Origin of the sequence: Streptomyces sp. NBC_01334, from assembly GCF_035983595.1 — a bacterium.
In the GTDB taxonomy this organism is placed as follows: domain Bacteria; phylum Actinomycetota; class Actinomycetes; order Streptomycetales; family Streptomycetaceae; genus Streptomyces; species Streptomyces coriariae.
In genome coordinates this window covers 7,632,229-7,654,595 of sequence record NZ_CP130718.1, presented here as the reverse complement: position 1 = coordinate 7,654,595, position 22,367 = coordinate 7,632,229, and the positions used below count along the sequence as shown (strand labels likewise).

At 75.2% G+C, this 22,367-nt stretch carries 1 protein-coding gene; it reads right to left on the bottom strand.

Annotation, left to right across the window (positions count from 1 at the left end):
- Positions 1-47: 47 nt before the first annotated feature.
- The gene (locus OG736_RS34145; protein ID WP_327185812.1) at positions 48-22,232 is read right to left on the bottom strand and encodes a non-ribosomal peptide synthase/polyketide synthase; all 22,185 of its coding nucleotides are present in this window, start codon (positions 22,230-22,232) and stop codon (positions 48-50) included.
- Positions 22,233-22,367 lie beyond the last annotated feature (135 nt).

Sequence of the window (22,367 nt, the reverse complement as noted above, 5' to 3'; positions counted from 1 at the left end):
TTGGCGTGCTCGTTGTGGTCGTCGTGGTCGTGGCCGTGGGGCCGTGGCTAAGGGCGGGACTCGGACGCCCGCCGTACCAGCGCCTCCAGCGCCCGGAACCAGGTCCTCGCCAGGTCCCGTACGGCGTCCTCGGTGAGGAGTTCGGCCGCGTACGCCCAGTGGGCGCTCAGTTCCGGCCCCTCGGGACGGTCCTCGGTGAGGGCGTTGAGGGTGAGGGCGTGGGACATCGGCATGCCGGGGTCCGCGTCGAGGTCGGCGGCGTCGTCCTCGGGGGCGTAGGACCAGTCGACGGCCTCCGGGTGCTCGAAGCGGCCCATGTAGTTGAACTCGATCTGCGGCTCGCCGAGTCGGGCGAGCCCGGGGCCGGTCCGGGGGTTGAGCCGGCGCAGCAGGCCGTGTCCGATCCCGGAGGTGGGCAGCGCCGCGAGGTGGGCGCGGATCCGGGCCAGGGCCTCGTCCAGCGCGGGGCCGCCCGTGAAGGCGTCCGCCAGGTCGGCCTCGCCCGGGTCGAGTCGTACGGGCACGACGCTGGTGAACCAGCCGACCGTACGGGACAGGTCGGCGCCGCCCGCGAGTTCCTCCTCGCGGCCGTGGCCCTCCAGGTCGACCAGGACGGGTCCGCCCGGTCCTCGCGCACCCGGGGTCCGGGCCCGCCAGTCGGCGATCGCGAGGGCGAACGCGGTGAGCAGGACGTCGTTGACGGTGGCGCCGAAGGCGGCCGGGACCCGGCTCAGCAGCGGGCCGGTCAGGTCGGCGGGCAGGGTCAGCGAGAGGTAGCGGGTGGTGGCGACCGTGTCCCGGGCGGGGTCCAGCGGGCGGGCCAGGGGAAGGCCGGCGCCCTCGGCGAGGGCGGAGGTCCACCACGGCAGCTCGTCCTCGGCCGCCGGATCGCCTGCGCGGGTCCCGAGCAGCCGTGACCAGCGGGCGAACGACAGCTCCACGGGCGCCAGTTCGGCGGGGCGGCCGGTGCGGACGGCGGCCCAGGCGGTGGCGAGGTCGGGCAGCAGGACGCGCCAGGAGACGCCGTCGATCACCAGGTGGTGGACGAGGATCAGCAGCCGTCCGGGCTGCCCGGGCCCGGCGTCGAACCAGACCGCCCGCACCATCGCCCCGCCCTCCGGGTCCAGCCCGGCCCGTGCCGTCGCGGCGTGGGCGGAGACGGCGGCGCGCAGGGCGGCCTCGTCCGCGCCGCGCACGTCGGCCCGGGTGAGCCAGGTGCTGACGTCGGTCTCCTGCGCCGGGGGAACCCGCAGGGTCCACTCCGGGTCACGGACGAGCCGGGCACGGAGCATGTCGTGCCGGGCGGCGAGCGCCGTGAGCACGGCCAGCAGTGCGGGCCCGGTCAGGTCGCCCGGGGTGCGGACCAGGGCCGCCTGGTGGTAGGCCGCGATGGGGCCGCCGCGTTCGAGCAGGGCGCGCATGATCGGGGTGAGCGGGACGGTGCCGGTGCCGTCGTCGTGAGCGGCGTGCCGTTCGTCGGCGCCGAGCGGGACGGCGACGGCGGCGAGCGCGGCGACGGTGCGGTGCTGGAAGACCTGACGGGGGGTGACCCGCAGGCCGCCGGCCCTGGCCCGGGCGACGAGTTGCATGGCGACGATGCTGTCGCCGCCGAAGGTGAAGAAGTCGTCGTCCGTGCCGACCGCCTCGGCGGGCAGCCCGAGGGCGTCCGCGAACAGGTCGCGCAGGGTGCGCTCGGCGTCGCTCGCAGGGGCCCGGCCGCCGCCCGCGGCGGTGAAGTCCGGGGCGGGCAGGGCGGCCCGGTCGAGCTTGCCGTTGGAGAGCAGCGGCAGCCGGTCCAGGACGACCACGGCGGCCGGGACCATGTAGTCGGGCAGCGCGGCGGCGGCGTGGGCGCGCAGGGCGGCCGGGTCCTCGGTACCGTCCGGGACGACGGCGTACGCGATGAGCTGCCGTACTCCCGGCCGGTGTTCGCGGGCCACGACGACCGTCTGCGCGACGGCCGGGTGGGTGTCCAATGCGGCCTCGATCTCGGCGAGTTCGACCCGGTAGCCGCGGATCTTGACCTGGTCGTCGGTGCGGCCGGCGAACTCCAGCAGGCCGTCCTCGGTCCAGCGGGCCAGGTCACCTGTGCGGTACATGCGCTCCCCGGGCGGACCGAACGGGTCGGCCACGAAGCGCTCGGCGGTCAGGTCCGGCCGGCCGAGGTAGCCGCGGGCCAGACCCGGTCCCGACAGGTACAGCTCGCCGGTGACACCGGGCGGGACCGGGCGCAGCGCGGTGTCCAGCACATAGGCGCGCGAGTGGTGGACGGGGCGTCCGACGACCGGGCTCGCGCTGTCGCGGACCCGGCCGACGAGGGCGTCGACGGTGGCCTCGGTGGGGCCGTACAGGTTGACCGCATCGGTGTCCGGCAGCGCGGCCAGCCGTGCCCACAGCGACGGGGGTACGGCCTCGCCGCCGAAGCCGACCAGGGAGAGCGGGCAGTCGCCCTCGGGGCCGATCAGCCCGCTGTCCGCCATCTGGGCCAGCAGCGACGGGGTGACCTCGATGAAGTCGATGCCCCGGTCCCGGACGAAGGCGGTGAGGAGTTCGGGGTCGCGGCGGGTCTCGTCGTCCGCGATGTGCAGGGCGTGGCCGTCCAGCAGCCACAGCTGCGGCTGCCAGGAGGCGTCGAAGGAGAAGGACCAGGCGTGCCCGACGCGCAGGTGCCGGCGTCCGGTGCGGCGCCGGGCCACTTCGTGCAGGTCGTGGCGGTGGCTGTGGAAGAGGTTGGCGATACCGCGCTGGGTGACGACGACACCCTTGGGGCGGCCCGTCGAGCCGGAGGTGTAGATGACGTAGGCGGGGTGGTCGGGAGCGGGAGGGGTGGGATCCGCCTCCGGGAGTCCGTCGGTCGGGGCGTCGGTCGGGGCGTCGAGGAGCAGCACCGGGATCTCGTTGGCGGGCAGCGCGCGGGCGGTCTCCTCGGTGGCCAGGAGCAGGACCGGGCGGGCGTCGTCGAGCATGCCGGTGAGCCGGGACCCGGGCAGGTCGGGGTCGAGGGGCAGATAGGCGGCGCCCGCCTTCATCACGGCGAGGATCGCGGCGATGTGGTCGGCGGTGCGGGGCAGGGCGAGGGCCACGATCCGCTCGGGGCCCGCGCCGTGTCCGGCGAGGGTTCGCGCCAACCGGTCGGTGCGGGCGTCGAGTTCGGCGAACGTCCAGGTCACCGAGCCGTCGGTGACGGCGACCTCGTCCGGTGCGGCGGCGGCCCGGGCGGCGAACAGCGCGGGCACGGTGCCCGGCCGCTCGTCCGCCGGTTCGGGCAGCGCGGTGTCGTTCCAGGTCCGAAGGACGGTGTGCCGGTCGGCGGGGCCCAGCAGGTCGAGCCGTCCGACCGGGCGGTCGGGGTCGGCCGCCATGTCGGTGAGCAGGGCGGTCAGGGCGGAGGTGATCCGCCGTACGGTGGCCGGTGTGAACAGGTCGGGGCGGAACTCGGCGGTCAGCCGCAGCCGTTCCGCGGGCTCGACGGCCCACGCGAACGGATAGTGGGTGGAGTCCTCGTGGTCGCGGACCGTGACGCGCGGTCCGGCGCCTTCCCCGTCCGCCTCGGTCACCGGGTACGACTCGAACACCACCAGGGTGTCGAAGAGTTCGCCGAGTCCGGCGGCCCGCTGGATGTCGGCGAGGCCGAGGTGCTGATGGGCGATGAGCCGGGACTGCTCGTCCTGGAGCCGGGCGAGCAGGTCGGCCGTGCTCTCCTGCGGACGGACCCGCACCCGGACGGGCACGGTGTTGATGAACAGGCCGATCATCGACTCGGCCCCGGCCAGCTCGGGCGAGCGGCCGGCGACGGTCGCGCCGAACACCACGTCCTCCCGTCCGGTGAGCCGGCCGAGGAGAACACCCCAGGCTGCCTGGACGAGGGTGTTCAGGGTGACGCCCCGACGCCGGGCGAACGCCTCCAGCTCCGCCGTGCGGACGGCGTCCAGTTCGACGGTGTGGGTGTGCGGCACGGCGGCGGCGCGGTCGGCGTCGACGGGCGCGAGCCGGGTGGGTTCGGCGAGACCGCCGAGGACCTCGGCCCATGCGGCGGCCGAGGCGGCCGGGTCCTGGGCGGCCAGCAGCCGCAGATGCTCGCGGTACGGGGCCGGCGCGGCGGGGGTGCGGCCCTCGTAGCGCGCCCACAGCTCGGCGGTGAGCAGCGGCAGCGACCAGCCGTCCAGCAGGAGGTGCTGGTGCGAGAGCACGAGCCGGTGCCGGTCCGGGCCGAGCCGGGCCAGCAACAGCCTGAGCAGCGGCGGGCGTTCGGGGTCGAAGCGACGCCGCTCCTGACCGAGCAGCCGGGTCCACGCGTCCGGGTCGTCGGTCCGGTCGGTGTCCGGGCCGGTGAGGTCGAGCTGCCGCCAGGGCAGTACGGCGGTGCGCGGTACGACGGCGACGGGCCGCCCGGAGGACAGGTGCCGGAAGCCGCTGCGCAGGTTCTCGTGCGCGTCGAGCACCGCCTGTCCGGCGGCGCGCAGCCGGTCGGCGTCCAGCGGTCCTTCCAGGTCGTAGGAGACCTGGACGGTGTACACGTCGGGGCCCTCCTCGCCGGAGTCGAGGGCGGCGTGGAAGAGCAGGCCGGCCTGGAGCGGCGAGACGGGCAGGACCTCGGTCCCGGCCGGCAGGGCGGCGAGTTCGGCGCGCTCGTCGTCGGTGAGGTCGAGCAGGAGGGCGGTGTCGTCGGGGTCCCCGTCGGCGGGGACGGTGCCGGTGGGGGCGGCCACGGTGGCCAGGCCCGCGACGGACTTGTGCCGGAACACGTCACGGGGGCTGAACGCCAGCCCGGCGGCGCGGGCCCGGGCGACCAGCTGCATGGCGACGATGCTGTCGCCGCCGAGGGAGAAGAAGTCGTCCTCGACACCGACCCGTTCGAGGCCGAGGACGTCCGCGACGAGCGCGCCGAGAGTCTCCTCCAGCGCCGTGCGCGGCCGGGTGTCGGTCACCTCGGCGGCGAAGTCGGGGGCGGGCAGCGCCCGGCGGTCCAGCTTGCCGTTGGGGGTGAGCGGGAGGGTGTCGAGGGCGACGACGGCGGCCGGGACCATGTGGTCGGGCAGCACGGCGGCGGCGTGGGCGCGCAGCGCGGTCGCGTTCACCGGCGTGCCGTCACCGGCCGTGACGACGTACGCGACCAGGTGTGCGTCGCGCAGGACGACGGTGGCGTGGTCGACGGACGGGTGCGCCGCGAGGACGGTCTCGATCTCGCCGAGCTCGATCCGGAAGCCGCGCAGCTTGATCTGGTCGTCGGCGCGGCCGAGGTACTCCAGCGTGCCGTCCCGGGTCCAGCGGGCCAGGTCCCCGGTGCGGTACATACGGGCGCCGGGCCCGTCGGCGTGCGGGTCGGCGACGAACCGCTCGGCGGTCAGGCCGGGGCGGCCCAGGTAGCCGCGGGCCAACTGGACGCCCGCCAGGTACAGTTCGCCGGCCACACCGGGCGGGACCGGGCGGAGTGCGGCGTCCAGGACGTAGGTGCGGGTGTTCCACACCGGGCGGCCGATCGGCACGGAGGCCGGATCGGCGGGCACCTCGTGGGCGGTGACGTCGACGGACGCCTCCGTCGGGCCGTACAGGTTGTGCAGACGGCTGCCCGGCAGGGTCCGGTGGAAGCGGGCGGCCAGCGGAGCGGGCAGTGCCTCGCCGCTGCACATCACCTGGCGCAGTCCGGTGCACCCGGCCGCGGTCGGTTCGTCGAGGAAGGCACGCAGCATCGACGGCACGAAGTGGGCCGTGGTGATGCGCTCGCGCTGTATCAGGTCGGCGAGGTAGGCCGGGTCCTGGTGGCCCTCCGGGCGGGCCACGACCAGGGTGGCGCCGGTGACGAGCGGCCAGAAGAACTCCCACACCGACACGTCGAACCCGGCGGGGGTCTTCTGGAGGACCCGGTCGCCGGAGTCGAGACGGTAGGTGTCCTGCATCCACAGGAGCCGGTTGGCGATGCCCTCGTGGGGCACCGTCACGCCCTTGGGGCGGCCGGTGGAGCCGGAGGTGTAGATGACGTAGGCGGGGTAACGGGGGTCGTGGGCGGTGGGCAGGGGCGCGTGCGCCGGGCGGTCGGGGGCGCCGTCGGCGTCCACCGTGAGGGTGGGCACGCCGGTGTCCGGGAGGGTGACCCCTTCGGTGGTGACCAGGCAGACCGGGCGGGCGTCGGTGAGCGTGTACGCGAGCCGCTCGGCCGGGTAACCGGTGTCGAGGGGCAGATGGGCGGCGCCCGCGCGGTGGACCGCGAGCAGCGCCACCACGAGGGCGAGGGAGCGCGGCAGGGCGACGGCCACGGTGGCCTCGGCCCGCGCCCCGTGCGCGGCGAGGGTGTGGGCGAGACGCTCCACCCGCAGGTCGAGTTCGGCGTAGGTGAGGGCGGTGTCCTCGAGGACGACCGCGGTGGCCTCGGGGGTGCGGGCGGCCTGCGCGCGGAACAGCTCCGGCAGGGTGAGACCGGGGACGGGCCGCGCGGTGTCGTTCCACTCGGTGAGGACGAGGGCGCGTTCGTCGTCGCGCAGCACGTCGAGGCTGCCGACGCGGCGGCCGGGGTCGGCGGCGACCTGCTCCAGGAGCGATTCGAGCCGCCGGGCGAGGAGTTCGACGGTGGACTCGTCGAAGAGGTCGGCGCTGTACTCGATCCAGCCCTGGATGCCGCCGCCGTCGCCCTGCTCGACGAAGTCGAAGCTGAGGTCGAACTTGGCGGTGTCCTGACCCACGCTCTCCCGGCGGGCCGTCAGCCCGGGCAGGGCGGGGCTGTCGCCCTGGCCCGCGAGGTGGACGACCATCACCTGGAACAACGGGTGCCGGGCGAGGGAGCGTTCGGGGTTGAGCGCCTCCACCAGCCGTTCGAAGGGCAGGTCCTGGTGCTCGTAGGCGGCCAGGTCGGTCTCCCGGACGCGGGCGAGCAGGCCGGCGAAGGTGGGATCGCCCGACAGGTCGGTGCGCAGGACCAGGGAGTTGACGAAGAACCCGACGAGGTCCTCGAGGGCTTCGTCGTCGCGGCCGGAGACCGGGGCGCCGAGCGGGAGGTCGTCGCCCGCTCCGAGCCGGTGCAGCAGCGCGGCCACGGACGCCTGGGCGACCATGAACATGCTGACGCCGTGGTCGCGGGCGAGGGCGCGCAGGGCGCGTTCCAGGCGGGGCGGGACGGTGAAGCCGACCGTGCCGCCGCGCCCGCTGGACTCGGCCGGCCGCGGCCGGTCGGTGGGCAGCGTCAGTTCGGCCGGGAGCCCGCGGAGGGCTTCGGTCCAGTGGGCCAGCAGGCCGTCGCCGGTCTCCGCCAGGAGGTCGCTCTGCCAGAGGGTGTAGTCGGAGTAACTCGCGGGCAGCGGAGCCCAGTCGGGGGCCCGGCCGGCCGTGCGGGCCGCGTAGGCGGTGCCGAGGTCGGCGAGCAGCGGACGGTCGGACCACTCGTCGGTGGCGATGTGGTGCAGCAGGAGGAGCAGGACGTGCTCCTGCGGCTCGGCAGCGCCGCCGCCGTCGGTGCCGTCGCCCGGTGCCGGCGTCGTGAACAGCACCGCGCGCAGCGGGAGTTCATGGGCGAGGTCGAAGGGGTGGGCGGCCTGCGCCGCGAGGTCCGCGCAAGGTGCGGTGTCGAGCCGGACGCGGGCCTGCGCCGGGTCCAGGACGTGCTGGTACGGCACTCCGTCCACCGCCGGGAACACGGTGCGCAGGGGCGCGTGCCGGGCGACGACGTCGTTCAGGGCGGCTTCCAGGGCGGCCCGGTCCAGGGTGCCGGTGAGCCGCCACAGGGCCGGGATGTTGTAGGCCGGGTTCGGGCCCTCCACCTGGTGCAGCAGCCACAGCCGCCGCTGGGCGAAGGACAGCGGCAGCCGCTCGGGCAGCGGGCGTCCGGCGTCGAGCGCGGGACGGACCGCCGCGCGGTCCGCGTCGAGGCGGGCGGCGAGCCGCGCGGGCGTGGGCGCGTCGAAGACCGCGCGCAGGGACACCCCTCCCCCGGCGGCGCCGAGAACCGTGCGGATCCGGCTGACCAGCCGCATGGCGACGAGCGAGTGGCCGCCGAGCGCGAAGAAGTCGTCGTCGGGTCCGACGCGTTCGACGCCGAGGACGGCGGCGAACTCCGCGCACATCAGTTCCTCGCGCGGGGTGCGGGGCAGGCGTCCGCCGGCGGGGGCCGCCGTCGTGGGGTCGGGGGCGGGCAGCGCGGCGGTGTCGAGCTTGCCGTTGACGGTGCGGGGCAGCGCGTCGAGGGCGACGAACGCGGCGGGCACCATGTGTTCCGGGAGCGCGGCGGCGGTGTGCGCGCGCAGGGCGGCCGGGTCGGGCTCCGTCCCGCTCACGCGGTCCGCGACGACGTAGGCGACCAGTCGCGGTGCGCCGGGCCGGTCCTCGCGGACGACGACCGCGGCGGCCGAGACGGTGGGGTGCCCGGTCAGCGCGGCCTCGATCTCGCCGAGCTCGACACGGAAGCCGCGCAGTTTGACCTGGCCGTCGGCCCGGCCGAGGAAGACGAGCGTGCCGTCGCCGCGGCGGCGCACCAGGTCCCCGGTGCGGTACATGCGCTCGCCGGGCTCCCCGAACGGGTCGGCGACGAACCGCTCGGCGGTCAGCGCCGGGCGGCCCAGATAGCCGCGGGCCAGGCCCTCGCCCGCGAGGTACAGCTCGCCGGGCACGCCGACGGGGGCGGGCCGCAGGCGCTCGTCGAGGACGTGGGCGCGGATGTTGTCCAGCGGGGCGGCCCAGTCGTCCTCGCCGTGGTGCCAGCCGTAGGCGTCGACCGCGCACTCGGTGGGGCCGTACAGGTCGTGCACGGCCGTGCCGGGCAGGGCGGTGAGGCGCTGCCACAGGGCGGGCGGGGTGGCCTCGCCGCCGACGGCGATGACGGCCGGGACGGCGTGCGGGCCGTCGGCGGCCAGGAAGCCGTGGTGGAGCAGTTCGCGCAGGTAGGTGGGGGTCAGGTCGACGAAGTCGATCGCCGCGTCGGTGAGCCGGCTCAGCAGGGCGGCCGGGTCGAGCACGGTCGCCTCGTCGACGACGTGCAGTTCGTGGCCGGCGAGCAGCCAGAGCAGCGGTTCCCAGGAGCCGTCGAAGTTGAAGGAGGCCGCGTGGACGGCGCGCAGCGCGTCCCGTCCGGTGTCGCGGACGGCCGGTTCGATCAGGTCGCGCAGGTGGGAGGCGTAGAGGTTGCTCAGGCCGCGGTGGGTGCCGATGACGCCCTTGGGGCGGCCGGTGGAGCCCGAGGTGTAGATGGTGTAGGCCGCCTCGTGCGGGTGCGGCGGCGGGCCGTCCGCGGTCCGTTCGGCCGCCGGCCACGGGGCGTCGAGGCGCAGCCGCGGCACGGCCGGGGCTGCGGGGAGGCGGTCCATGAGCGCGGTGGTGGTGAGCAGGCAGACGGGTGCCGCGTCGGTGAGCATGAACCGCAGCCGGTCGGCCGGGAGTTCCGGGTCGAGGGGCAGATAGGCGGCCCCGGCGGCGAGGACGCCGAGCAGGGCGGGCACCATCTCGTCGCGGGGCAGCGCGAGCCCCACGACCGTGCCGGGCGTGACGCCGTGGGCGCGCAGGCGCGCCGCGAGCTCGTCCACCCGGGCCCGGAGTCCGCCGAAGGTGGTCCGGCGGGGGGCGTCGGCCGGGCCGGTGACCAGGGCGGTGCGCTCGGGGTGGCGGCGGGCCGTGTCGGCGAGGATCTCCGGGACGGAGCGGGTCTCGACCGGGTGGGCGGTGTCGTTCCAGGCGCCGACGGCGTTCGCGCGCTCGGTCGGCGTCAGGATGTCGAGGCCGGCGAGCGGGGCGTCCGGGGCGCCGACGGCCCGTTCGAGCAGCAGGGCGAGGCGTTCGGCGAGCAGCTCCGCGGTGCCGGGGTCGGCCAGGTCGGTGGCGTACTCCAGCAGGAGGGTGATGCGCCCGGAGGCGTCCGACTCGTCGACGAAGGTGAAGTCGAGGTCGAACTTGGCCGTGCCGGTGTCCATGTCGTACCAGTCGGCGGGCAGCCCGAGCAGGGTCTCCGGGTCACCGTCGGGGCGGTGGTGGTAGCCGAGCATGACCTGGAAGAGGGGGTTGCGGCCGGCCACCCGGGGCGGGTTGACGGCCTCCACGACGCGGTCGAAGGGGATGTCCTGGTGCTCGAAGGCGGCCAGGGACGACTCCCGCACCCGGGACAGGAGTTGACGGAACGTCAGCTCGGTGCCGTCCGGGCCGGACAGGTCGGTGCGCAGGACGAGGGTGTTGACGAAGAAGCCGACCAGGTCGTCGAGTTCGCTGTCGGTGCGGCCCGCGATGGGGGCGCCGAGCGGGATGTCGTCTCCCGCGCCCAGCCGGTGCAGCAGCGCCGCGGTGGCGGCCTGGAGCAGCATGAACATACTGGTGCCGGTGGCGGCGGACAGCTCGCGCAGGGCCCGGCCGGTCTCCGCCGGCACGGCGCGGCGTACGGTGCCGCCGCGCCCGGTGGGCTCGGCCGGACGGGTCCGGTCCAGGGGCAGCGCCAGCTCCTCCGGCAGTCCGCGCAACGCCTCGCGCCAGTAGCCGAGCTGGCGCTCGCCGAGCTGGTCGAGGAGCCGGTCCTGCCACAGGGTGTAGTCGGCGTACTGCACGGGCAGCGGCGCCCGGTCGGGGGCGACGGCAGCCGTGCGGGCCGCGTACGCGGTGTTCAGGTCGGCCAGGAACGGCCGGTCGGACCACTCGTCGGTGGTGATGTGGTGCAGCACGATCGCGACCACGTGCTCCTCGGCCGTGAGCCGGAACACCTCGGCGCGCAGCGGGAGTTCCCGCGTCAGGTCGAAGGGGCGGCGCTGGGCGGACGAGATCAGCGGCGGCAGGTCGTCCTCGGCGCAGTCGGTCACGGTGAACGAGGGCTCCGCCTCCCGGGCGGACAGGATCCGCTGGAACGGCACGCCTTCGTGTTCGGCGACCAGGGTGCGCAGTGACTCGTGCCGTGCCGTCACATCGCGCAGCGCGGCGCGCAGCGCGGGCACGTCGAGTCGTCCGCGCAGCCGCAGGACGAGCGGGAAGTTGTAGGCCGCTCCCCCGCCGGTGTCCTCGGCCGGGGAGCCGGTGAGGCGTTCCACCAGCCACAGCCGTCGCTGCGCGGCGGACAGCGGGATGCGCTCGGGCCGCTCCGCGACCGCCGTGAGCGGGGGACGGGCGGGCTTGCCGAGGTCGGCGCGGCCCGCGAGCAGCGCCGGCGTGGGCGCCTCGAAGAGGTCACGGATGGCGAGTTCGGCGCCCAGTTCGGTGCGGGCGCGGCTGACCAGCCGGGTGGCGAGCAGCGAGTGTCCGCCGAGGTCGAAGAAGTTGTCCTCGGCGCCGACCTCGGGCAGCCCCAGCACCTCGGCGAACAGCCTGCACAGCACCTCCTCCCGCGGGGTGCGCGGGCCGCGTCCGCCACCGAGGGCGACGGCGGGCTCGGCGGCGGGCAGGGCGCGCACGTCGAGCTTGCCGTTGGCGTTCATGGGCAGGCCGTCGACGGTGACGAAGGCGGCCGGGACCATGTAGTCGGGCAGTTCGCGGCCCAGGTCCTCGCGCAGCCGGCGCACCAGGGCGCTCGCCTCGCGGGCGGCGGTGGGGTCGTTGGCGTAGGGATGGGTGCCGCCGCCGGCGCGGAACAGGCCGCCGGTGAGGCGCGGTTCGGCCGTGGCGGTCGCCAGGAACACCGCGTCGAACGTTCCGGTCCGCGCCGACCAGGTGGTCAGCACCCGGTATCCGGCGGCCGCGCCGAGTTCGCACAGGTGCTCCGGGTCGACGCCCGCTGCGCGGGTACGGCCGTCGGGCACGCCGGTCAGACGCAGGCCCGCGGGCCGTTCGCCGCGCGGGTGCCTGCCGGTGCCCCCGGTCGCTGACCAGTTGCCGCCCAGCAGTGCGCCGATGCTCTCGGCGCCGGACCAGTCCCCGCGCACGAGTTCGCCGATGGTGTCGGCCGTGGCCCAGTCGACCACCGGCACACCGTCCAGCCGTAGGTCCGGCTCGCCGGCGTACAGGACGACGTCGTAGCGGTGCCGGCTCAGCTCGTTGTGGTGGTGGCCGCGCTTGGTGCGCAGGTCGACCCCGTAGCCGAGGGTGGTGAAGAAGTCGGGGTCGACGAGGAGTTCCTTCTCCAGCCGCAGGCCGCGCTCCACCGCCGCCTCCAGGTCGGCCTCGGCGGTGCCGCGGGCGCGCTGGATCTCGGTGTGGAAGGTGCGGGCCAGCCGCAGGTTGCGGACGTCTCCGACGAACAGGGCGCCGCCGGGCGCGAGCAGGTCCATCGCGCCGCGCAGTACGGCGGTGAGGTGGTCGACGCTCGGGAAGTACTGGACGACGGAGTTGATGACGATCGTGTCGAAGTAGCCGGTGGGCAGACCGCTCAGGTCCTCGGCCGGCCGGCAGCGCAGTTCGACCTTGGCCGCGAGGGCCGGGTCGCGCCGTACCTCCTCACCGATCTTGCGGATGACGGGGGCGGCGAAGTCGGTCGCCCAGTACGCCTCCGCCTCCGGGGCGAGCCGGGACAGCAACAGGCCGGAGCCGACGCCGATCTCGAGGATGCGGCGAGGCTCGAGCGCGCGGATGCGGGCGAGGGTGGCCTCGCGCCACTCGTGCATCTCCTCGAAAGGGATGGGCTGCCCGTCGTAGGAGCTGTCCCAGCCGTCGTAGCTCTCGGTGAAGACGGCGGTGCCGATCTCCTCGTACTCGTCGGAGTAGATCTCCTGCCACTCCCCGACCTGCGCGGCCTCGGCCGCGGAGCGCTCCTCGGAGTCGGCGCCGGAGGGCACGACATAGCCGACGAGGCGTTCGTCGCGGACCACGACGGCGGCCTGGGCGACCAGCGGGTGACGGCTGAGGGCGGTCTCGATCTCGCCGGGTTCGATGCGGTAGCCGCGGATCTTGACCTGGTCGTCGGTGCGGCCGAGGAAGTCGAGGTTGCCGTCGGGGTTGCGGCGCACCAGGTCGCCGGTGCGGTACATGCGCTCGCCGGGCTCCCCGAACGGGTCGGCGACGAAGCGTTCCGCGGTCAGCGCGGGCCGGCCGAGGTAGCCGCGGGCCAGGCCGATGCCGGCGATGTACAGCTCACCGGGCACGCCGTCGGGCACCGGGCGCAGCCAGGCGTCGAGGATGTGGGCGCGGGTGCCGCGGATGGGGCGGCCGACGGTGGGCGTCTCGCTGTCGAGGGTGCCTCCGCCGAGGGTGTTGATGGTGTACTCGGTCGGCCCGTACAGGTTGTAGCCGTACGTCCCCTCGGTGTCGCGCAGGGCCGTCCACACCGCCTCCGGGACGGCCTCGCCGCCCAGCAGCACCAGCGGCGGCACATGGCCCGTCAGCAGGCCCTGCTCGATCAGCAGCCGGGCGTAGGTCGGGGTGACGTTGACGACGTCGACGCGGTGCCGCTCGCAGTAGGCGACCAGCGCCTCGGCGTCGCGGCGCAACTCCTCGTCGCACACGTGCACTTCGTGGCCCTCGACCAGCCAGAGCAGTTCCTCCCACGACATGTCGAAGGCGAAGGACACGGTGTGCGCGATGCGCAGCCGCCGCCCGCCGGCCGAGGCGATGGCCGGGGCGAAGATCTCCTTCTGGTGGTTGAGCTGCATGTTCGTCAGGCCCCGGTAGGGGGTGACGACGCCCTTGGGGCGGCCGGTGGAGCCGGAGGTGTAGATGACGTAGGCGGGGTGTTCGAGGCTGAAGCGGAGCCGGACCGGGGCCTCGGACAGCCCGGCCAGCTCGCTCCCGGTGGCCGGGTCGTCGAGCAGGACACGGGCCATGTCGCCGTCCAGCGTGGCGGAGACGGCCCGGGTGGTGAGCAGCAGGAGCGGGCGGGCGTCGGCCAGCATCAGGGACAGCCGGTCGGCCGGATGGTCCAGCTCCAGCGGCAGGTAGGCGGCACCGGTGCGCAGGACCGCGAAGAGCGCGACCACCATGTCCAGGGAGCGCGGCAGGCCGAGGGCGACGACCCGCTCGGGGCCGGCGCCCCGGTCGATCAGCAGCCGGGCCATGCGGTTCACGGCCGCGTCGAGCTCGGCGTAGGTCAGGGTGCGCTCCCCGAAGACGAGGGCCCGCTCGTCCGGGGTGCGTCCGGCCTGCGCGGCCAGCAGGTCGGCGATGGTGTCCTCGGGGTCGGGCACCCGGCTCGCCGCCGACTCCGCGCGCAGCGCCTCGTGTTCGGCGGGCAGCAGCGGGTCGAGGGACCCGACGGGCACCGTGAGGTCGGCGCCGAGGCGGTCGAGGAGCAGCGCGAACCGGTCGAGGAGAGCGCGCGCCCGGTCGGCCGGGACGAGGTCGGGGCGGTGGGTGAGGGTGACGGCGATCCGGCGGCCCGGGGTGATGACGAGGTTGGCCGGGTAGTGGGTGGCGTCGACGTTGGCGACGGCCGTGGCGCCGTGCCGGGTGCGCAGGTCCGCCAGCCGTTCCTCGGTGTCGTTGTTGCGCAGCACGAACAGGGTGTCGAAGAGCCTGCGGTGTCCGGTCTCGGCCTGGAGCACGCCGAGGCTGAGGTGCTCGTACGGCATGAGGTCGAGGCGTTCGCCCTGGATGCGGCGGAGCAGTGCGAGGACCGGTTCGGCGGGGTCGAGGACGATCCGGGTGGGGACCGTGTTGAGGAAGAGCCCGATGATGTCGCCGACGTCCGGGACCTGGCTGGGCCGGCCGGCCACGGTGGTGCCGAACACCACGTCGGGGCGTCCGGTGGCGGAGGCGAGGGTGAGCCCCCAGGCCGCGTTGAGGAGCGTGTTCAGGGTCAGACCGTGGGCGCGGCCCGTCTCGCGCAGCCGGTCGCCGAGCTCGGCGGACAGGCGTATGTCGAGCTGGTCGGGGATGACCGGTTCGAGGCCGTCGGCCGCGGCCGGGGCCAGCAGCGTGGGCTCGTCGAGACCGGCCAGGGCGGCGCGCCAGGCGGCCGTGGCGGCCGAGTCGTCCTGCTCCTCGAGCCAGGTCAGGTAGTCACGGTAACTGCCGTGCTCGGGCAGGGCGTTCGCCTCGCCGCCCGTCTCGTAGAGCGCGAACAGCTCGTCGAGGAACAGCCAGGCCGACCAGCCGTCCCAGAGGATCAGGTGACGGCCGATGACGAGCCGGTCGCCGCGCTGCGCGCCCAGGCGCAACAGGAGCAGCCGGAACAGCGGGGGCGCCGAGAGGTCGAACCGCCGGTCGCGCTCCGCGTCCGTCGACTCCCGCAGACGTAGGTCCTGTTCGGCGGCGGGGAGGTGGGAGAGGTCGACCTCCTCGAGCGGGACCTCCGGGTCCTCGACGATGAACTGCACGGGCTGGTCGAGGCCCTCGCTGGTGAAGCCGGCGCGCAGGCCCGGGTTGCGGGCGAGGAGGGTGCGGACGGCGGCGCGCAGCCGTCCGGTGTCGAGCCGGGTCGCGAAGTCGAACGTCTCGTGGACGGTGTAGACGTCCAGGGCGCCCTCGTCGTACGCCGAGTGGAAGAACAGGCCCTCCTGGAGGGGGGCCAGCGGCCACACGTCGGCGACGGCGGCCGGGGCGGCCAGGGCGCGGACGCGGGCGCGTTCGGCGTCGGTGAGGGTGAAGGGGGCGGCGGGGGCCCGGCCGGCGCTCGGGGCCGCCGTCACCGCTGCGGCCGCCGTCGCCAGGGCCGCGGGGGTGCGGTGGGTGAACACGTCGCGGGGGCTCAGGTCCAGGCCGGCCGCCCGGGCCCGGCCGGCGACGCCGATGGAGCTGATGCTGTCGCCGCCGAGCCGGAAGAAGTCGTCGTCGGGGCCGGCGTCCTCGATGCCGAGGACGGCCGCGAAGATCTCGGTGAGCCGGCGTTCCAGCGGTCCTGCGGGTGCCCGGCGGGCGGCCCGCTCGGCCTCGGGGGCGGGCAGCGCGGCCTGGTCGAGCTTGCCGCTGGGGGTGAGCGGGAGGTCGGCGAGGACGACGTACGCCTCCGGGACCAGGGGCGCGGGCAGCGCGTCAGCGAGGGCGGCACGCAGTTCGGCGGGGTCGACGGCGGTTCCGGCCGCGGGGACCGCGTAGGCGACGAGGCGCTGGTCGCGGACGACGACCGCGCCCCGGGCGACGGTCGGTCGGCGGGTCAGCGCGGCCTCGATCTCGCCGAGTTCGACCCGGTTGCCGCGCAGCTTGACCTGCCGGTCGGTGCGGCCGAGGTAGTCGAGGGTGCCGTCGGGCCGGCGGCGCACCAGGTCACCGGTGCGGTACATACGGGCGCCGGGTTCGCCGGCGTACGGGTCGGCAACGAACCGGTCGGCGGTGAGCGCGGGGCGCCGGTGGTAGCCGCGGGCCAGCTGGACGCCGGTCAGGTACAGCTCGCCGGGCACCCCGTCGGGGACCGGGCGCAGGCAGGGGTCGAGGACGCGCAGGCCGGTGTTCCACACGGGCCGGCCGATGGGCACGGTGGTGTCGGACGCGCCGTCGTAGGCGTGGTACGTCACGTCGACGGCGGCCTCGGTGGGGCCGTACAGGTTGTGCAGCGGCACCCCGGTCAGGTCGTGCCAGCGGCGGGCCGCGGCTCCGGACAGGGCTTCGCCGCTGCTGAACACCCGGCGCAGGCCGCCCGCCCACGTGGGGTCGGCGGTGACCTCGTCCGAGGCGAGGAACGCCTCCAGCATGGACGGCACGAAGTGCATCGTCGTCACGCCCTCGGCCCGGATCAGGCGGGCCAGATAGGCGGGGTCGCGGTGTCCGTCCGGCGCGGCGAGGACGACGGCGGCGCCCTCGCACAGCGCCCAGAAGAACTCCCAGACGCTCACGTCGAAGCTCGACGGCGTCTTCTGGAGCACCCGGTCACCGGGGTCGAGGCCGTACTCGCCCTGCATCCAGGCCAGCCGGTTGACGATGGCGCGGTGGGTGACGACGACGCCCTTGGGGAGGCCGGTGGAACCGGAGGTGTAGATGAGGTAGGCGGGGTCGTCGGGGCGGGCCGGTTCCACGGGGGCGGCCGGCGGGAGGTCGCCCGCCGCCGCGGCCACGCCGGTCGCGTCGTCGACGTCGATCACGTCGAGGCCCTCGACCGACGGCAGCCGTCCCGCGTCCCGTGCCGTCGAAACGACCGTGGTCGCCCCCGAGTCGGTCAGCATGTACGCGAGCCGCTCGGCCGGGTAGTCCAGGTCCAGGGGCAGATAGCCGGCCCCCGACTTCAGGACGGCGAGCAGCGCCACCATCAGCTCGGCCGAACGCGGTACGGCGACCGCGACGAACCGCTCGCGGCCCGCCCCCCGGGCCCGCAGGCGGACGGCCAACTGCTCTGCTCGCGCGTCCAGTTCGGCGTAGGTGAGGGGGGTCGTGCCGTCGAGGACGACGGCGGTGGCGTCCGGGGTGCGCGCGGCCTGGGCGGCGAACGCGGCGGCCAGCGTGGTGGCCGGCACCGGCCGGGACTCCCCCGCCGGGTGGGCGCGGGCCCGCTCGCGCGGGGTGAGCAGTTCGAGGTCGGCGACCCGGGCGTCGGGGTCGTCGGCCAGGGCCTCGAGGACCAGGGTGAGGCGGTCGGCGAGGGACTGCGCGGCGTCGGCGTCCAGGCGTCTCGCGTGGTGCTTCAGTCGCAGGTCGAGACGGCGGCCGGGCTTGACGATGAGGGCGAGGGGGTAGTGCACGGCGTCGTGGAAGGCGTGCCCGGCGACGGCGATCGTGCCGGTGGGGTCGGTGATGCCCGGGGCGCCGTCGCCGCCGGGGTAGTTCTCGAACACCACGAGCGTGTCGAAGAGTTCGCCGCCCCCGGTGTGCCCGGCGGCCCGCTGGATGTCCGCGAGTCCGAGGTGCTGGTGGTCGAGCAGTGCGCTCTGCTCCTCCTGGAGCCGCTCCAGCAGCCCGCCGAGGGTGTCGCCCCGGTTCCAGCGCAGCCGGGTGGGCAGCGTGTTGATGAACAGGCCGATCATCGACTCGATGCCGTCGACGGCGGCGTCGCGGCCGGCCACGGTGGTGCCGAACAGCACGTCCTGACGGCCCGTCATGCGGCTGACGAGCAGTCCCCACGCGCCCTGCACGAGGGTGCCGAGAGTCACCCCGCGCTCCCGGGCGCGGGCGGCGAGCCGGGCGGTGACCCGCTCGGACAGCTCCACGCGGATCTGCGCGGGCTCGACGGGCCCGGCGGGCGCCGGGACCTCGACCAGCCGGGTGGGCTCCTCGACGCCGGCGAGCGCGGTGCGCCAGGCGGCCCGTGCGGCCTCGCGGTCGGCGCCGGCGATCCGGCGGAGGTAGCCGCGGTACGGGGCGACTTCGGGCAGGGGCGCCGGGTCGTCGCCGTACAGGGCGAGCAGTTCGCGGTGCAGGATCGGCAGGGACCAGCCGTCCGCGACGATGTGATGGAACGTCAGGACCAGTCGGCTGCGCTCGTCCCCGAAGCGGATCAGGGCGCAGCGGACCAGGGGCGGCCGGGCGAGGTCGAAGCGGATCGCCCGTTCGTCGGCGGCGACGGCCTCGGCGAGGGCTCGCCGGACCGCGAGATCGTCCTGCGCGGCCAGGTCCACCTCGCGCCAGGGCAGTTCGAGACCGGTGGCGACGATCTGGACGGGGCGGCCGTCGGGCGTCTGCCGGAAGCAGGCGCGCAGCGGGGCGTGCCGGTCGAGGAGCCGCTGCGCCGCCCGGCGCAGCAGGGCGCCGTCGACCGGTCCGGACAGCTCGACGACCTGCTGCACGACATACGTGTCGTGTTCGGCGCCGTCCATCAGGGCGTGGAAGAAGAAGCCCTCCTGGAGCGGACCGAGGGGCAGCGTCTCCTCGACGGTGACGGCGGACTCTCCCTGCAGGGACACGAGTTCGTCCTCGCTCAGCTGCCAGGAGCTGTCGTCCACGGCACCGGCCGCGGCGGTGCGGGCGGCGCCGGCCAGCTCCGCGACCGTGCGGTGGCGGAAGACGTCGCGCGGGGTCAGCTCCAGGCCGGCCCGGCGGGCCAGGACGAGGAGCTGGACGGCGACGATGCTGTCGCCGCCGAGCGCGAAGAAGTCGTCGTCGACACCCACCGAGGGCACCCTCAGCGCCCGCGCGTACAGATCGCACAGCAGCCGCTCGCGGTCCGTGCCGGGGGCCCGTCCGGCGCCGGTCCGGGTGAGGTCCGGCACGGGCAGGGCCGCGGCGTCGAGCTTGCCGCTGGGGGTGACGGGCAGCCGGTCCAGCGGGACGAACGCGGCTGGGACCATGTAGTCGGGCAGGTACGCGGCGGCGTGTCGGCGCAGGGCCGTCATCAGCGCGGTGACGTTGCGGAACGGTGCCGGACGGTTGGTGAGCGGCCGGCCGCCGCCGGGGCGGTACGGGGCCGCGAGGTCGTCCCCGGCGGGCGCGAACACGGCGTCCAGGCTGCCGTCCTCGGCGTCCCCGTTCCAGGTGAGCGTCGCCTCGTAGCCGTGCCGGGCGGCGCTCTCGTGGAGGGACTCGGGGTCCACTCCGTGCGTCGCGTCGGCCGGTCTGCTGCTGTCCCGGAGGGCGTCGAGCGCGGCCAGGTCGTCGGCGAGCCGGGCGTTGGGTATGCCGGTGACGCGCAGCCGGTCCGGGTGCCCGGCGAGCAGGGTGTCGAGGGCGTGGACCGAACCGAGCGCGGGCCAGGGCGACTCGGGCACCTCCGCGCCCCCGTCGGCCCGCGGCCGCAGGACCACGTCGTAGCGGTACCGGGTGAGTTCGTTGTGGTGCGTGCCGCGCTTGATCCGGATGTCGGCGGTGAGGCCGTCGAGGGTGGTGAAGTAGTCGGGGTCGACGAGGAGTTCGCCCTCCCAGGCGAGCGCCCGGTCCACGGCGGCGCGCAGGGCCTCCTTGTCCGCCTCCGCCTCGTCCCCCTGCTCCCGCACCCGCCCGCCCTCGACGGCCGCGCTCAGGGTGCGCAGCAGCCGCAGGTTGCGTACGTCGCCGACGAAGAGGGCGCCGCCGGGCGCGAGCAGCGCGGCGGCGGAGCGCAGCACGCCGGTGAGATAGTCGCCGCCGGGGAAGTACTGGACGACGGAGTTGACGACGATCGTGTCGAAGTGGCCCTCGGGCAGCCCGGCGAGGTCGTGCGCGGGCCGGGCCAGCAGGGTGACCCGGCCGGCGAGGCCGGGGACGGCGGACACCTGGGCGTCCAGGGCCCGTACGGCTTCCTCGGACAGGTCGGTGCCCCAGTACGCCTCGCAGTCCGGGGCGAGCCGGGACAGCAGCAGGCCGGAGCCGACGCCGATCTCCAGGACGCGCCGGGGCCGCAGGGCGCGGATCCGGTCGAGGGTCGCCTCCCGCCACTCGCGCATGTCGGCGAGGGGGATGGGCAGCCCGTCGTACATGCTGTTCCAGCCGGCGAAGTTCTCCTCGAAGCCCTCCGAACCCGCCGCGGAGTACAGCAGTTCGTGCAGGTCCTTCCAGTCGGCGACTCCGGCCTCGGCGTCCGTGTCCGGGCCGGCGTCCAGCGAGGGCACGACGTAGGCGGCGAGGCGCCGTTCGCCGGGGCGGTCCTCGCGGACGACGACCGCGGCCTGGTCGACGGCCGGGTGGGAGCGCAGGACGGACTCGATCTCGCCGGGCTCGATGCGGAAGCCGCGGATCTTGACCTGGCTGTCCACGCGGCCGTGGAACTCCAGTCGTCCGTCCGCCTTCCAGCGCACCAGGTCGCCGGTGCGGTAGAGCCGGTCGCCGGGCGCGGCGGCGAGGGCGTCGGGGGCGGCGACGAAGCGTTCGGCGGTCAGACCGGGGCGGCCCAGGTAGCCGCGGGCGAGACCGGCGCCGCCGAGATAGAGCTCTCCCGTGACACCGGCGGGGACCGGCCGCAGCCGGTCGTCGAGGACGTAGGCGCGGGTCCCGGGGTCGGGCACGCCGATCGGCACGATGGTGCCGGGCGGGGTGTCCGGATCGCACAGGCCCAGCGTGGAGTTGGTGGTGGCCTCGGTCGGGCCGTAGGCGTTGAACATCATCCGGCCGCGCGCGTACCGGCCGACCAGCTCGGGGGACACCCGCTCCGTACCGGCCAGCAGCGTTGCCTGCGGCGGGAGTTGCACGTCGTCCGGCATGGCGGCGAGCAGGGCGGGCGGCAGGATCATGAAGGTGATGCCGTGCTCGTTCGCGTAGTCGGCGAGCGGCGCGCCGGGAACCCGGCGGTCGGCGGGCACGACGACCAGCCGGCCGCCGGACAGCAGTCCGAGGCACAGGTCCCAGAACGCCACGTCGAAGCTGGGCGAGGCGAACTGCAGGACCCGGCTGTGCGGGCCGATCCCGAAGCGCTCCCGCTGCGTGGCGACCAGCCCCGCCACACCGGCGTGCGAGAGCACCGTGCCCTTGGGGCGGCCGGTGGAGCCGGAGGTGTAGATCACGTAGGCCGCGTGCGCGGCCGTCAACCCGTCCGCGGCCGAGGGACCTTGTGCGGGGCGGGCGGCCAGCTCGGCGATCGTGTCCGGGGCGTCGAGGACCAGCGCATCGATGTCCGGGGGGAGGTCGGGCACGATCTCGGCGGTGGTGACGAGGCAGACCGGCCGGGCGTCGGCGAGCATGTAGGCGATGCGGTCGGCCGGGTAGTCGGTGTCGACCGGCAGATAGGCCGCGCCCGCCTTCAGGACGGCGACCTCCGCGACGATCATGTCGGCCGAGCGCGGTACGGCGAGGGCGACCACGGTCTCCGGACCTGCGCCCCGGGCCACCAGCGCGTGCGCCAGCCGGGCCGCGCGCGCGTCGAGTTCGGCGTAGGTGAGGCGGACGTCCTCGTGGACGAGGGCCACCTCGTCGGGGCGGGCGGCGACCTGGTCGGCGAACATCCGCGGCCAGGTGAGCGCGGGTACGTCGTGCGCGGTGTCGTTCCAGTCGTGCAGGATCCGGTGCCGTTCCCCGTCGTCGAGGAGTTCGAGGTCGGCGACCGGGGTGGCCGGGCGCGCGAGGGCGTCGGCGAGGAGCGTGCGGTAGTGGCCGAGGATCCGGTCGACGGTGGCGGGTTCGAAGAGGTCGGTGCGGTAGTCCGCCGACACCTCCCCGTCGGCCACGGTCAGGGCCAGGTCGAGCGGGCCGCCCTCGTCCCAGGGCGCGTCGCCGAAGCCCGTGGCGCACAACAGCCCGCCGCCGCGGAAGGGTTCGGGGGCGAGGAGGTCCAGCAGTTCGGCGGTCGCCAGGCGGTGCTCCGCGGCCTCGGCGCGCGCCGCCCCGACCCGTGCGCACAGTTCGGCGAACGGGGTGTCGCCGTCGACCGCGACGCGCAGCGGCAGCCCCTCGTGCGCCACCGCCGTCCCGGTCGCGGCGGCACCGCCGTAGCGGTGCAGCAGGGCCACCAGGGCGGCGAGTCCGGTCATCCCGTCGGCGGTCATCCCCAGCGCGGCGGCGCGCCGCGCGCGCGGCGCCGTCCCCTCCTGGCGGGGCGGGTGCGGAAAGTCCAGCGGCAGTGCGGGCTGCGGCACCGGTGCGGCGAACCGCCGCCGCCAGTAGTCCGTCGCCGTCGCCTGTGCAGAAGAACGCGTGTTGCCCGACACAGCTGCCCGTGCCTCCCAGGTGCGGTGTGGAACGGCTCAGCGGAGCCGCGACCGCTCGAATAGTAAGGTAAGCATTGCCTTACTTGATAGCCCCCTTCCGGAACCACGGGCCCAAGTCACCTTGGCTGAGGTTAT